Source organism: Yersinia sp. KBS0713, from assembly GCF_005937895.2.
In the GTDB taxonomy this organism is placed as follows: Bacteria; Pseudomonadota; Gammaproteobacteria; order Enterobacterales; family Enterobacteriaceae; genus Yersinia; species Yersinia bercovieri.
The window spans coordinates 2,180,709-2,194,246 of the sequence record NZ_CP042173.1 but is presented as its reverse complement, the minus strand read 5'-3'; the positions used below and the strand labels follow the sequence as shown (position 1 = coordinate 2,194,246).

Genomic DNA, 13,538 nt, shown 5'->3' with positions numbered 1-13,538 from the left:
GAATATATACATCGTCATCAGCAGGAGGCAGATGCCACGCTACTAAGCTTGTTGCGTATGTTTTCTCGTTCACAATTCCAGGCTGTATCAATAATACCCGCAGCCCATGCAGGCATGTGTGGCGACAGTCGGTAATGCACCCATTTTCCTTCGCGGCGGTCGATGACCAGTTCTGCTTCGCGTAACAGTGCCATATGTCGTGATATTTTTGGCTGAGATTCTGCGGTTGCCGCACAGATGTCACAGACGCACATCTCACCAGACTCCCTGAGTAGCATCACGATAGTCGAACGGGTTTCGTCGGCGAGCAGTTTAAAAAGCTGAACAGGCTGTAGCATGCTTAACCTCGTTAAAAAATAACAATACATATGATATTTCATATGTGATAACTTTTAAAGCATAGCTTATGAGATGGAGATTTTTTATGACCGACTTACCGGCAATCGAACCGGCTTTCCTTACTTGATTATACACGCCGTACATCTTAACTTAGCCCAGAGCGGACATTACAACTTTGCTACTACAACACTGGTGCGCATAATGTATATTATGTTAAATTGAAATTGTGCATAACCAAACCATTCGCGCTAGTCAATTCCGCCCGTAATCCGTTAAGCTGAACCTGGTTCCCTGCGATCCATCTTTCAGCTACAAATAGCAAAAACTGCGAATTAAAACCCCTTCCCTCATTTTTGGCCAGTGACGCTACGTGAAATCTGTAGAACTGGCAGCATGATTGCCCGTCAGATTTCACCAAACAGCAGACACAAAAAAGCCCGCATTTATGCGGGCCAGTTGTCTACATCAGATTATGCAGGTTTATGTGAATGTCGCTCAGCAGCGTTAACCACGCTCATAGATAGCTCCTGATCAACTGCCGCTATCCACTCCTGAACTGATCGGTTTGGCCGTATTATCCAACGCCCTAATGGATGGTGTCAGCGACGCGGCGATAGTCGCAATAACCACCGCCACTGCTGAGGCGAATAGGACGGTCGAACTGCCGTAGCGCATCGCCAGCGGACCTGCAGCCAGTTCCCCGACCGGAATGGCGATAAATGAGCCCAAAGCATCATAGGCATATACTCGCGCAAGTTTGTCGGCAGGAATATGGGTTTGCAGAGCATTCGCCCACACCACGCCGAATTGGCCAAAGCCGACACCCGCAATAAAAAATCCCGCCATCAGGATCGCCGTCGATGAAATCATGCTGAGGAGAATAATGGGAATAGCACAAAGCGAAACCAGCATGACCCCAATAAATAGATCGCGTCGTGGACGCCAGCGGAGCGCAATAAAAGAACCCGTAATGAGACCAATACTTTGTGCGGCAACCATAGCGCCCCAACCTACCCGGCCGAATGAGGCATCAGCCACTATCGGGCCAAGGATCATGACCACGCCACTGAACGCGGCATTAACAATGGTGAACTGGGCAACGATAGACCAAACCCATGAGTGAGCAATGAACTCTCTCCAACCATCACGCAGATCCTGCAAGATATGGCGGTTCGACTCCACAGCGAGTGCGGGATTAATACGGATGAAGAAATATAGCGGTGCGGCGGCGGCAAATCCTAAGGCGTCAACCGCTAAGCCCCAGCCAGGCCCAATGGTACTGGTCAAAATGCCACCCAGAGAGGCCCCCATGATGGTGCCGGCATAGATGCCCACTTGGATAAAAGCGTTTGCTGCCCGGAGGTGATATGCCGGTACGGTTTGTGGCACCATGGCCGACGATGCCGGCAGTGCGATGCCCGCAGCGGCACCATTAATGGTGCCAAGTACCGCCAACCCGATGATGGTTGCGGTGCCATCCAGCACTAACCAGGCCACCACCCCTTGAGATAAGGCGGCAATAGTAGATGAAGAGAGTAGAACAATACTGCGGGAATAACGATCGGCAAGTACCCCGCCGATCAATAAGAAAGCGACATTGAAAATAGAGCGCGCAGCAACAACCAGACCTAGATCAGTTGCGGAGCCGCCGATATCCAACACCGCGAAAGCTAATGCAATAGGGGCAATTCCATTGCCTAATACGGTGAGCAGCCGAGCAAAAAATAAGTTTCTAAACGGTGCATAGTGAAACAGATGTCGGGAATATGGGACGGCGGTATGCGCACTCACTCACGACTCTCCAAACACCAGTAACAGCCACTACCACGCCCCATTAAAACGGTGAAACAACGGAGCCAATACGTTGGCAAAAATCATCGTAGGCATCACCGAGTTTTTCAAACAATTGGCGAATATTGGCTAAGTTTTTCATTTGCTGCTCCCCTGAAAGATTGGCGTGTTCTATGTGATGTGCATCACAAAACAGAGCTTACTGTTTTTAAAACACCATTTCAATAATTTTGTGACAATGGTCAAAAAATAGTTAGCCACAAAATTAATCACCCCCCTTAGCGACGAGCACGACCAGGATTACGATCAATTCGTCGATAACAGTGAGAGGCCGTCGGTGTGGCAGAATTACGCCCAATCTCTCCGAGTTGCTGCCATGGGTAAGCACCTCCTCCCGGACGCTCTTCGCTGCCCGGCTCCACACCTTGATTCCACCATTTAGCTTCCCAGTTGTAGCCATTCCAAGAGACTTTATCACCGGTATTGTAACTCTGTGTCGCACTCCAGAGCGGGGCGGCATCGGCAGCTTTCACCAAGATGCTATGTGATTGGCTAGCGCTCAGACCAAGAATATCCGTTGCTGTGAGCTTAAAGATCAGCGGAGTATCACTGTTCACCGTGGGGGCAGTAAAATTGATCACCCCATGGTTCAGTGAATCAACCTTCACCCCCTGAGGCACCGCCCAGAAATAACTTAGCGCAAAGCCTTCGGGATCATGTGATTGGCTGCCGGAAAGGGTGGCTACCGCCCCGCTGTTCACCTGCGTTGGCCCAGTAATCACCACCACTGGCGGCAAGTTCTGCCCCCCCGCCACCTGAATGAGAGACTCTTTGCTGTTGCTCTGTTTACCATCAGAAACGGTCAACGATATGGTATAGGTCGCTGCCGGATTGCTGGCTGGCACGCGGAGTTGAATGGTGACATTATTCATGCCATCAATCACTTCTAGCCCTTTCGAAGCACTCCAGTGATAAGTCAACGCCTGGCCTTCGGGGTCAAAGGATTTCGCGCCGCTATAGGTCAGTGGTTCGCCGGGTGTTACCGGGTTATCGGGGCCAGTAATCACCGCGACCGGCGGTTTATCAATCGGCGATGGCCCGACATTCACTCCCTTAAAGTAGAAGGGTTGCATATCGACAACCTGAGTGGTGACATGGCAGCCCAATCCTTCCCGCACCGCATTGACTAACAGGCCATTGTCCTGGTCGATGGTCCAGGTAAATACCCCGCCCAGCCCTTTGCTCAAGGCGTAGGCACCCTTGGCTTTTGCGCTGCGTGGAGTATCCAGCGACATAAAGAGATGAGACTGTGGACTGTACAAATAGTCTGCGTCAGCTTTTTCATCGGTATACAGCGAAAAGCCGTTCTTACCTGCTTTCCCATTGAGATCCAAATAGTTATAGAGAATATCAAACCATTCGGATGTCCCAGACTCAAAGCTACCGGTCGTGGTGCCCACTTCAGGCTGCGGAATATAATGACCACTTAACGGGGATTCACTCTCAATGGTCGCATTATGACCATTACGGGTGTAACCCGCATAACCAATATTAATATTGGCCGAGTTAACCCCAAGATCTAACAGGTAATTGACGGCGGCATCGACGCTAAATGCCGTTTCCGTGGTGCTGTACAAATTGCTATGGTGATTCAGTTTTGCCGCCCAAGGGGTGCCGAAGAAATCGTAGGTCATCAGGTTGATGCCTTCCACTCCGGCGCTGATCAGTTCCGGTATATGTGCTAGCGCCATCACCATCGGGTCGGCTGAGGTCGCGATGCTGATTTTCACCTGACCTAGCCCAGAATTCGTCAGCGCGGCTTTCAGATCTTGCACTAACAATTTGTAGTATTGCCAATCGTCCGGCCCATAGCTATTGCCGTTACCCGGAGCGCCAGGATATTCCCAATCCAGATCCAGCTCCGAGAACATGTCAAAACGGTGGAGTAGATCCACCACGCTGGCACAGAAATTAGCGCGTTTCAGCGGATCGCGAGCCGTGTGGTAGAAACCATCACTCATGGTCCAGCCACCAATACTGAATGATAGAATCAGGTTATGACCCGCCCGTTGCGCGGCGGCTTGTTTATCACGTAACCCGCCTAATACGCCTCTGACTTTGTCCTGATAAAAATCACGCGGTAGCTGAATGTCGGCCCAACCGTCAAAACCATTGTTTCTGGCAGATTGGCAATCGCCCCAAGGGTCAAGGAAGGTCACCTCACCTAATTTGGAGCGGGCAAATTGCGGCGCTGCGGCAGAGATCTCCCGCGATTTGTCGCCCTGATCACCCAGAATCCCCACAAAGCCGATAATAATTTTATCGAATGCCATTGGGTCCAATAGTGCTAAATCGACCCCGCGTCCACGAGAAGCGGGCGGGCAATTAATATCTTCCAATCGCCCGTCATATTGTGACCAATCGGTATAGTAACCAAATACTTTTGGTTTACCCTGAGTCGCATAGTGATTATAGAGCGGGTTAACTACCCGCGCGGAGGTATAACTCAGTTTCTGTGTTTCTGTTGTCGGAATAAAGCCATCAATAACATAAGAGTGATCGGTGGCTTGATCCGGTTTGGTAATATTAGTCATGTGATTCCCCTTGTAATAACGCGTGATAACAACTGATTGCCAAGATGAGATGACAAGTATCGGCTTGCCATCTGATATGTAAATTTCATTTATTAATTCACGCTTAAGGGAACCTGTAATTAAATCGGCACTACGCCAGTTTGACGACTTTAAATAACGCGGTCATCGGGCTTAGCATAAACCCGATGACCATCTTGAATGGGTGGCTCGACATTCGCGTAATCCCTGCGAGCACGCGAATTTAACTTAAGACATCGCCAATCAGTACCTCCACCATTCGCCCATGAATTATCACTCTATTTTGCTGGATACCCCCTATTCATCTGGAACAAATGGTCACCGTTGTTTAGTATGGGGGTATTCTCTTTTCGCCATTAACCAATTTGAAATCTATGAAAAAAATCATTAAGCGGCTGGAGATCATTAAAAGCGCCATTGAGCTTGAAGATGATGATATTGTCCGCCAGCAACTTCCCTACCTTAAAAGTGAAGCTGAAGATGTCGCGTTGGGGTTTATCGTCATGGCGATTGAACAGGGGAAATTTCACGATGCGCTGCAAGCCATTTCGGCGTGGCTGAACAATAAACAGGGGGTCACGCAGTGGCAGGATCTTGAATTAGCCGCTTGTAAACTGGAGCTAAAAGCGCTGGAGGAGCAGTTACGCGAGTTAATCGATAAACGTAACGAGCGCATCCAGTTGCTCGATGATTTTAACGATCTCTACCATGTGCGTCTTGGCCCAATAACGAAGCAGATCCTCAATTTACGCAAGCAGTTAGCGGAAAGTACCCTGCGCAAAGCTGAGGCCGAAGCCCGCCGCAAAGAGCGCGACTATCGTCACTGCCAGCACTATATTGCGCAGGCCATTGATGAGTTGGCGGCGTTAAAGCAGCGCTGGTTATCGCTCTCCACTGTTTCCAATGAAACCATAGAGCTACGTCAGCAGATCCACCAAAAAACAGAGTTGGTGACCTCACTGCTGAGCGAAATCCAACAGTTTGAAAACAGTTGCTATACCCATAATACCGAATCAACCCGTAAAGCCCGTGAAGAGGCGAAAGAGAAGTACGAAAGCTATCAGGAGCAGCAATATAGTGCTGAGCAGCGCCATGACAGTGATCGAAAACTCTCAGTAGATCAGCGTCTGGAGCTAAAACGCTTGTGGCGGCAGGCCAGTCGGCTATGCCACCCAGATTTAGTGGCGGATGAATTTAAAGAAAATGCCCATCAACTGATGGTTGAGCTTAATCAAGCTCGCCAACGAGGCGATTTCACGGCGATCCACACTCTGCTGGGGAGTTTAAAGCAAGGGCTGGAGCCGTTGATGGCGAGTGATTGCATTGATGATGTGGAGCGACTTCGCCGCAAAATCAATGAAGTTAGAGACCAAATTGATGCCATGTTGCGCGAACTGGATGAGCTGGAAGGTCAGGAGTCCTGGCGGCTGGTCACCTGCCACGCCAATAAAGATGAGTGGTTCAAATCACAAGAGAAGGTGTTATCCAAGATCCTCAACAGTCTGGAGCGGCAACTGGAAGCCGCCACATCAGAGGTGTTGCATGAGAGTGCATAATGGATTGAATGGCGTTAATTGACTGAAACTCGCTCAATTCTGCGGGAGTATGCAATAGTAGAGATAGCATAATTTCTGCGGCTATTATGCGTATGATCAAGTTCGTCTTCATTCTCAACTAAGGTAATCCATGATGAAAGATAACGAATACCAGCCCCCGAAGGTCTGGCGTGAAAACAGCGAAAGCGGCGGTGTATGGTCGAAAATCAACCGACCTACCGCCGGCGCCCGCTATGAAGCCACCCTGCCGGTGGGTAAGCATCCGCTCCAGCTCTACTCGATGGCAACACCCAATGGGCAGAAGGTGACTATCTTGCTGGAGGAGCTGCTAGCGCTCGGCGAGCAAGGGGCGGAATATGACGCACACCTCATCCGCATTAGTGAAGGCGATCAGTTCTCCAGTGGCTTTGTGGCGGTCAACCCCAACTCAAAAATCCCGGCGCTGATGGACCACTCAACATCCACGCCAATCAGGGTATTTGAGTCCGGGGCCATTTTGCTCTATCTGGCTGACAAATTTGGTCATTTCCTGCCGAAATCCCCGGCGGGCAGAACCGAAGCACTGAATTGGCTGTTTTGGTTACAGGGGGCGGCCCCCTATTTAGGCGGTGGTTTTGGCCATTTTTATCACTATGCGCCGGTGAAGATTGAGTACGCCATCGACCGCTTCACCATGGAAGCCAAGCGCCAGCTCGATCTGCTCAATACCCTGCTCAAAGAGCGTGAGTATATTGCCGGTGATGAGTACTCCATTGCCGATATCGCCATCTGGCCTTGGTATGGCAACCTGGTGCTGGGTCTGCAATATGAAGCTGGGGAGTTTTTAGATGTGAAATCCTACACTCACCTGCTGCGCTGGACCGAAAATATCGCCAAACGGCCGGCGGTGCAGCGCGGGCGCATTGTTAACCGCACCTGGGGCGAGCCGGAAGAGCAGTTACCGGAGCGCCACGACGCATCAGACTTTGATCATTTGAAGTAACAGCGGAAAAAGCACGGCACTCGATACCATCAGTCGTGCCATGGGCAATAAACATCGGGCAGGAGAATAACTCCCTGCCCGATTTAATGGTTTGCGGCAACCGCTACTGCGCTACCTCCCCGCCACCCTCATAGGGCACTTTTCCGGCGATTTTCATCACCTCTGCGCCAAGGGTCACAAAGGGGGCGCGTCGACTGGCGTAGATGATCCCGCCCGCCTGGGCGCGGACCGCTTTTACAGTGTCGGTGATCGGGTCAATGATTTCAGCCACCACCTCCCCCTTGCCGACCCATTCACCCGGTTGACGCAACAGCAGCAGAATGCCGCTGGCCGGCGCGCTGACTATCTCGCCGGCACTGAACGGCAACATCACGATTTCCCGCTGCGGCCTGACTGGCGCTGGCCCGGCAAGCGCGCCACGGTGCTGCAAGTAGTGGTAAATAGCTTCGGCATCGGCACTCGCCACTGCGTGGCTGACATCCTGCTGCCCGCGCAGCTCCACGGTGACCGCCATGCAAGCCGGTGCCAGGCTGAGATGTGGATAGTGCGCCGCCAGCCGATGCCACGGCAGGCCGCAAGCTTCATCAAAGGAGCCGCCACCGCTATCTTGTGACAGCAGCACGGTGTCGATAGCCAAAAATTGCGCCAGTGTCTCCACCTGCTCACGCCAGGCGGGATCGGCGTATAGGTGCAAAATGGCGCGGTCGTCACAATGGAGATCAAGCACCAGATCAGCATCACAGGCCAACTGCAACAACTGTTGGCGGATGGCGGCCACTTCACTGGGTGCAGGCAGCTCATGCAGTGCCTCAACCATGGCGCGGCGGATCTGTTGCCGCAGAGACTTTTGCTCGCCCGGACTGTTATCACTGTCCAATAGGGCCGCACTCAACCGGGGGTGCGCCAGTCGGGCCAGATCAGGAAAATCGCGGTTGAAGTTGCGACCACTCACCAGATCGAAACGGCCGATGCCGCAGTTCAACAGCAGCTGCGCGCTACCCGCCGGGTTTGCCAGCGGCACAATAACAATTTCACTCTGAATTTCACCGCGCCGTTCCGCCTGACTCAGTAATCTTTTAAGATAGTGTAACACCAGCATGCCGGGCAGCTCATCGGCATGGAGACCCGCTTGCAGGTAAATTTTTTCGCCAAGATCCGGCTGGCCGAAATGAAAACTGGTTAATTGCCGCTGCCCACTCAGGGCATGTTCAGGTAACTTATGATGATTGATTTTCATTGGACCTCCTATCTGTGGAAAAGAAAGCCCGACTTGACCGAATTGACAAAAAAATCCTTGAAATACTGAGCCAGGATGGCCGCATCTCTTATCAGAAGCTGTCTGAGCAGGTCAATCTGACTGCGCGCCCTTGTCTGGAGCGGGTTCGGCTACTGGAGCGTGCCGGTATTATTCGCGGCTACAGCGCCATTATTGCGCTGCCGGAGCCAGAGCATACTTTTGTCATTCAGGCGCAAATCGCCCTGGCTGACCATGGTCAATCGCAAGGGGCGTTCGAACAAGAAGTACGCAAAACGCCGGAAGTTCTGGATTGCTGGCTGGTCGGCGGCAGCTTTGATTTTCTGGTGCGCATTGGTTGCCGCAACATGGAGCATTACCGCTTACTGGCCGATAACTGGCTGACCAGTAAGAAATTTCGGGTCGATAGAATCGTCACCCTGACCGAGTTACAAGTGATCAAATAAAGCTGAACCGACACTCAGTCGTGGCGGGCAAAGGCCAGCCAGCGCCGTTCTGCCCGCGAAAATAGGAAGATCAGCATAAAGGTACAGAGCAGATAGAGTGCCGCGGCCATCAGAAAGGGGATAAATGGCGAATAGGTCGAGGCATAAAAAGAGCGCGCCACACCGGTGATATCCAGCAAGGTGACGGTGCTGGCCAGCGAGGTGGCATGTAGCAGAAACACCATCTCGTTATTCAATGCCGGAATACCACGCCGCAGTGTGGCGGGCAGCACCAGCCGACGAATAATCTGCCACTGACTCATGCCGAACGCCTCGCCCGCCACCCACTCCTGACGCGGAAAGGTCACCATCATGCCCGCCAGCAGTTCGGCGACATAAGCGCTGGTGTTGAGCACCAGTGCCAGCGTGGCGCAGAAGGTGGCATCACGGAACAGCAACCAGAACGGTTGATCCTCCTGCCAACCCAACTGCACGATGTCAAATTGCGACAGGCCATAGTAGATCAGCATTAATTGCAGATAGAGCGGCGTGCTGCGAAAGAAGTAGCTGATGCTGCGGATAAGCCAGGATAGCGGCCGAGGGCCAAACGCCTGCCCGACCGCCATCAGTAGCGCCAGCAACATACCCGGCAGCACCGACAGTAAAAACAGTTTGGCGGTCATCGCCAGCCCGGTAGTATCCGACCCGTCGCTGTACAAAAAGGTGGGCGCGGCTTCCAGCATGGTTTGCAGGTTCATCACTGCGCCCTCGCGGCGGTTGAGGTTGATAGCGCATAGCGCCGCGCCAGCAGGCTAAAGCCCCAACTGGAGAGCGCGGTAATGACCATATAAATTATCGCCACCAGGAAGTAGAACAGGAAGGGTTTTTGCGTCGCTCGCCCCGCCTGTTCCGCCAGCCACACCATATCTTCCAATCCCAAAATAGAGATCAGCGCTGACGCCTTCATCAATCCCAGCCAGTTATTATTGATGCCCGGAATAGCAAAACTGAGCATTTGCGGCAACATAATGCGTCGAAACACCTGTGCCGGGCGCATACCATAGGCCACCGCCGCCTCTAACTGGCCGCGATCCACCGTTTGAAACGCCCCACGGAAAGTTTCGGTGTAGTACGCGCCGAACACAATGCCAATCGCCAGCACCCCAGAGATAAAGGTGTTGAAGCGAATCGGCCCCAAACCGAATACCCCGAGGAGGCCATTCACCACCATTTCACCGCCAAAGAACAGCAGCAGCATGATCACCAGTTCAGGAATGCCGCGCACCAGGGTGGTGTAACCGGTGGAGAGCCAACGTAGCCAGCGCGGGCCAAACAGCTTGATCACCGCATTTATCAGGCCGAGGGTCAGTGCTACCGCTAATGACAGCAGCATGACACACAGCGATAACCCCGCCCCCTGTGCCAGTAATGGCAAATAGTCTGTGACCATTATCGGCCTCCCGCCGGGTTTGGCTTGATCAAGAGAAGCAAATGGCTATCAAGCTGAGTGGCCAGCAATATCTTCATCGCCGTCAATCGCTTAGCCGCCGTAGATGTCAAAGCTAAAATATCTCTTCTGGATGGCGTCATAGGTGCCATCGGCGCGGATCGCCTTAATCGCGCCATTCAGTGCATCACGTAATGCCGGATTATCTTTACCGACCGCAATTCCCACATCAGAGGAGATGGTGTCATCCTGAATAACCGGGCCTGCAAAAGCAAATTTCTGCCCACGCGGCGTATCAATAAAGCTACTGGCGGCCTGAATATTATCTTGCAGTGACGCATTGATACGACCAGAGAGCAGATCCAGATAGACGTTATCCTGATTAGCATAGGAGACAATTTTTACTCCCTGCCCACCCCAATGTTTTTTCGCGTAGGTTTCATGAATCGACCCGGTCTGCACGCCGACGGTTTTACCTTTGAGGCTAGCCACTTCCGGTAGTAGCGGGCTACCTTTACGCGCCACTAACTGCGCGGCACTACGATAGTAGCGGTCGGTGAAATCCACCTCTTTTTTGCGCTCATCGGTAATGCTGAGTGAAGCAATAATGGCATCAAATTTGCGGGCGTTAAGGGCCGCAATCATGCTTTCAAAGGGCTGTTTCACGAAGACGCATTTGGCGTGCAGATTGTCACACAGCGCATTGGCGATATCGATATCAAAACCGGTGATCTCCCCGCTGGGAGAGAGCACGTCAAAAGGGGGATACCCCCCATCAACCCCAAAGCTTATCGTCTCAATCGCCGCAGCCGCAGCCGGGGCAGAAAGCATCAGAGCAGAAAGTATCATGCCAGTCAGTAGAGCCGCTAATGTCTTTTTCATGGTTAACATCCCGGTGGTAGCAAGTGGTGATAAACGAAAAATCGTTAGAAACAGTCGTCATTAGAAACGCAGTGAGAGGCAGGTCAAGCCGCCATCCATCTTTTTAAATTCATGGGTATTGAGCTGGATGATCGGCATCCCCAGTTTTTCAATTTGCGCCAGGGTGTCAGGATAACCCTGAGGGGTTATCAGCGTATCATTGATCCATAAGGTATTACCGGCGTAAGACTCCGCAGCAGGGATCACCATGGTATCAAACGCGGCAAATGCGGGATGGTGCTGATAATCCTCCGTCAGCAGCAAGGTGTTGCGGCCCACGTAGTTAACGATTGATTTCAGGTGTAACCCGGCACTCACTTCGATGGCGGTAACACGATAGCCATAGCGCGCCACCGCGTCGGTAAATTCAGTGATACCCGCCTGATCAGTGCGTGATGTCAGCCCGATAAAAAACTGCTTATCCACCAACAGCACATCGCCACCATCAAGATGGCCGCGACTGCTCATCCGAAAAACGGCGCGGTCAGTAAATAGTGGCTCGATGGTCTCCACCTCCCCCTGACGACTCGGCGCACCGGGATGCGTTATCACCGCCAGCTCAGGCATCACCACCGCCGTATCCTCAACGAAATGGGCATCGGGATAGGTGGGGGCCGCCGGTAAAATAGTCACTTTCAGCCCCAGTTGCAGCAAGGTATCCACATAGGCCAAAAACTGCTGACCGGTGGCGGCAATATCCGGTGCCCCCAGTTGGGAAGTGGTCTGGCCGCTAGCACAGGTTTCCGCTGGGCGTCTGGCGATGGCTTGAGTAAAGTGCATAGGCGATCCTGTTAATTAAGTGTGACCAAAGGTGTTGATCTGATTATTAAACAGATGCTGTCACCAATCAGGTTGAATCAGCCTATTATCGCTATACATTTACGCTGTATATGACTTTGCAGGCGACCTATTCCGCTGTTGCAGATATAATGAGTTATCGAATGATTTAAATAGCGCGGGACACCAAATGAAGATATTACCGGTAGTGATGATTGCCCTACTCTTGCTCGGCTGTGCCAATAGTGGCCATGTTGGGGTGAGCGGCGGCTCAGGTGGCATCTCCAGTATCACTATTGGCACCGGTGTTCGCCGCTAATGGCGGCAACTTTAACCCCCTACTTATTTCACGCTGTGATTATTCCCCCTCTGCTTATTCACCGCTATAACCTATTATTTTTACAGCAAAAAATGTTTATCCTAAAGTGGCGCTGAGTCATTGCTCACACAGATCTCGATGACTATCATCGCCCGATGAAAACCACCTCTACACCTCATGATGCACTGTTTAAGCAGTTTATGACTCGCCAGGAGACCGCCCGTGACTTTCTGGATATTCATTTGCCCCCCGCCCTGCGGAAAATCTGTGACCTGAGAACCCTGCGGCTGGAGCCGGGCAGCTTTATCGAAAATAGCCTGCGGGCTTACTACTCCGATGTGCTCTACTCGCTAAAAACGCAGCGGCAGGACGGCTATATTTACGCCCTAATCGAACATCAAAGTTCCCCTGATAAGCATATGGCTTTCCGCTTGATGCGCTATGCCATCGCTGCCATGCAGCGCCATCTTGATAATGGCAACGACAAACTGCCGCTGGTGATCCCCATCCTGTTCTACCATGGGATGGTCACGCCATACCCCTATCCCATGAGCTGGCTGCAAGGGTTCAGCGAGCCAACACTGGCGGGGGAGCTGTATGGTGGCAGCTTTCCGTTGATTGATGTGACTGTTATCCCCGATGACGAAATCATGACCCACAAGGGTATCGCCTTGCTGGAACTGTTGCAGAAACATATTCGTCAACGTGACCTCTCCGAATTATCGGGTAAACTGGTCAGGTTGTTATCGAACAGTTACACTACCAAAGATCAGCTAATCTCGGTGATACATTACATACTACAAAATGGTGAAACGACTGAGCCGCAAAGGTTTATCCTGGATCTGGCCCACCACTTGCCACAGCACGAGGAGGAACTCATGACGATTGCGCAGAAATTGAAACAAGAAGGCGAAGCTAAAGGCGAGAAGAATGCCACTCTTAAAATTGCCCGTACCATGCTCGCCAATGGTCTTGATCGCGTCACGGTAATGAAAATGACTGGGCTGAGCGATAAAGAAGTGGCGCAAATTTGCCATTGATGCATTAGCTAACTCCCTACTTTTACAGGCGATGTTGCCTTAAACGTCGCCTACTTGCCTACTATGATTACCCC

13 protein-coding genes are annotated in these 13,538 nt (G+C 51.9%); 5 read left to right on the top strand and 8 right to left on the bottom strand.

All coding sequences use genetic code 11. The features are described from left to right. Positions 1-17 precede the first annotated feature (17 nt). The 3 genes from FFE93_RS10235 to FFE93_RS21505 all read right to left on the bottom strand — a co-directional run bounded on the left by FFE93_RS10235 (position 18) and on the right by FFE93_RS21505 (position 4,724). Positions 18-338 carry a transcriptional regulator gene (locus FFE93_RS10235; protein WP_032898385.1) on the bottom strand — a complete coding sequence of 107 codons (321 nt, stop codon included), beginning with the start codon at positions 336-338 and terminating at the stop codon, positions 18-20. A gap of 532 nt (positions 339-870) precedes the next feature. Continuing rightward, complete coding sequence (locus FFE93_RS10230; RefSeq protein WP_049600337.1) at positions 871-2,130, bottom strand: MFS transporter; 1,260 nt, start codon at positions 2,128-2,130, stop codon at positions 871-873. A gap of 278 nt (positions 2,131-2,408) precedes the next feature. Next, positions 2,409-4,724 carry a glycoside hydrolase family 18 protein gene (locus FFE93_RS21505; RefSeq protein ID WP_005276707.1) on the bottom strand — a complete coding sequence of 772 codons (2,316 nt, stop codon included), beginning with the start codon at positions 4,722-4,724 and terminating at the stop codon, positions 2,409-2,411. Positions 4,725-5,116: 392 nt separating this feature from the next. Between FFE93_RS21505 and FFE93_RS10220 the strand changes: the two genes are divergently transcribed. After that, complete coding sequence (locus tag FFE93_RS10220) at positions 5,117-6,298, top strand: DnaJ family molecular chaperone (RefSeq protein ID WP_138775095.1); 1,182 nt, start codon at positions 5,117-5,119, stop codon at positions 6,296-6,298. Positions 6,299-6,431: 133 nt separating this feature from the next. Beyond that, a complete protein-coding gene (gene yghU / locus FFE93_RS10215) occupies positions 6,432-7,280 on the top strand; it encodes a glutathione-dependent disulfide-bond oxidoreductase (protein ID WP_032898383.1) in 849 nt (282 codons plus the stop codon). Positions 7,281-7,383: 103 nt separating this feature from the next. On the opposite strand, the gene FFE93_RS10210 is transcribed toward yghU, so the two are convergent. Beyond that, positions 7,384-8,517, bottom strand: coding sequence for a succinylglutamate desuccinylase/aspartoacylase family protein (locus tag FFE93_RS10210; RefSeq protein ID WP_049600330.1), 1,134 nt, complete (start codon positions 8,515-8,517; stop codon positions 7,384-7,386). Positions 8,518-8,531: 14 nt separating this feature from the next. Between FFE93_RS10210 and FFE93_RS10205 the strand changes: the two genes are divergently transcribed. After that, positions 8,532-8,981, top strand: a complete 450-nt coding sequence (locus FFE93_RS10205) for an Lrp/AsnC family transcriptional regulator (RefSeq protein WP_005276703.1) — start codon at positions 8,532-8,534, stop codon at positions 8,979-8,981. A gap of 14 nt (positions 8,982-8,995) precedes the next feature. On the opposite strand, the gene FFE93_RS10200 is transcribed toward FFE93_RS10205, so the two are convergent. The 4 genes from FFE93_RS10200 to FFE93_RS10185 all read right to left on the bottom strand — a co-directional run bounded on the left by FFE93_RS10200 (position 8,996) and on the right by FFE93_RS10185 (position 12,108). Further along, on the bottom strand, positions 8,996-9,718 hold the full coding sequence (locus FFE93_RS10200) for an ABC transporter permease (protein WP_049600326.1): 723 nt from the start codon (positions 9,716-9,718) through the stop codon (positions 8,996-8,998). Next, a complete protein-coding gene (locus tag FFE93_RS10195) occupies positions 9,718-10,410 on the bottom strand; it encodes an ABC transporter permease (protein ID WP_032898382.1) in 693 nt (230 codons plus the stop codon). The genes FFE93_RS10200 and FFE93_RS10195 overlap by 1 nt, the downstream gene beginning before the upstream one ends. A gap of 90 nt (positions 10,411-10,500) precedes the next feature. Continuing rightward, on the bottom strand, positions 10,501-11,289 hold the full coding sequence (locus FFE93_RS10190) for an ABC transporter substrate-binding protein (RefSeq protein WP_138775094.1): 789 nt from the start codon (positions 11,287-11,289) through the stop codon (positions 10,501-10,503). A gap of 60 nt (positions 11,290-11,349) precedes the next feature. Then, entirely contained in the window at positions 11,350-12,108 is a 759-nt protein-coding gene (locus FFE93_RS10185; RefSeq protein ID WP_049600321.1) for a dimethylarginine dimethylaminohydrolase family protein, read from the bottom strand. A 187-nt stretch (positions 12,109-12,295) separates the two neighbouring features. On the opposite strand from FFE93_RS10185, the gene FFE93_RS21715 reads away from it, so the two are divergent. Together FFE93_RS21715 and FFE93_RS10180 are read left to right on the top strand one after the other, a co-directional pair. Then, a complete protein-coding gene (locus FFE93_RS21715; protein ID WP_005276699.1) occupies positions 12,296-12,424 on the top strand; it encodes a hypothetical protein in 129 nt (42 codons plus the stop codon). A gap of 155 nt (positions 12,425-12,579) precedes the next feature. Next, positions 12,580-13,464 carry an Rpn family recombination-promoting nuclease/putative transposase gene (locus FFE93_RS10180; RefSeq protein WP_138775093.1) on the top strand — a complete coding sequence of 295 codons (885 nt, stop codon included), beginning with the start codon at positions 12,580-12,582 and terminating at the stop codon, positions 13,462-13,464. The last annotated feature ends 74 nt before the right edge of the window (positions 13,465-13,538 follow it).

What these genes read in the sequence shown, in the direction of transcription:
- FFE93_RS10235 (WP_032898385.1), bottom strand. Translation starts at nt 338, where the DNA reads ATGCTACAGCCTGTTCAGCTTTTTAAACTGCTCGCCGACGAAACCCGT.
- FFE93_RS21505 (WP_005276707.1), bottom strand. Translation starts at nt 4,724, where the DNA reads ATGACTAATATTACCAAACCGGATCAAGCCACCGATCACTCTTATGTT.
- FFE93_RS10210 (WP_049600330.1), bottom strand. Translation starts at nt 8,517, where the DNA reads ATGAAAATCAATCATCATAAGTTACCTGAACATGCCCTGAGTGGGCAG.
- yghU (WP_032898383.1), top strand. Translation starts at nt 6,432, where the DNA reads ATGAAAGATAACGAATACCAGCCCCCGAAGGTCTGGCGTGAAAACAGC.
- FFE93_RS10200 (WP_049600326.1), bottom strand. Translation starts at nt 9,718, where the DNA reads ATGAACCTGCAAACCATGCTGGAAGCCGCGCCCACCTTTTTGTACAGC.
- FFE93_RS21715 (WP_005276699.1), top strand. Translation starts at nt 12,296, where the DNA reads ATGAAGATATTACCGGTAGTGATGATTGCCCTACTCTTGCTCGGCTGT.
- FFE93_RS10220 (WP_138775095.1), top strand. Translation starts at nt 5,117, where the DNA reads ATGAAAAAAATCATTAAGCGGCTGGAGATCATTAAAAGCGCCATTGAG.
- FFE93_RS10180 (WP_138775093.1), top strand. Translation starts at nt 12,580, where the DNA reads ATGAAAACCACCTCTACACCTCATGATGCACTGTTTAAGCAGTTTATG.
- FFE93_RS10185 (WP_049600321.1), bottom strand. Translation starts at nt 12,108, where the DNA reads ATGCACTTTACTCAAGCCATCGCCAGACGCCCAGCGGAAACCTGTGCT.
- FFE93_RS10195 (WP_032898382.1), bottom strand. Translation starts at nt 10,410, where the DNA reads ATGGTCACAGACTATTTGCCATTACTGGCACAGGGGGCGGGGTTATCG.
- FFE93_RS10190 (WP_138775094.1), bottom strand. Translation starts at nt 11,289, where the DNA reads ATGAAAAAGACATTAGCGGCTCTACTGACTGGCATGATACTTTCTGCT.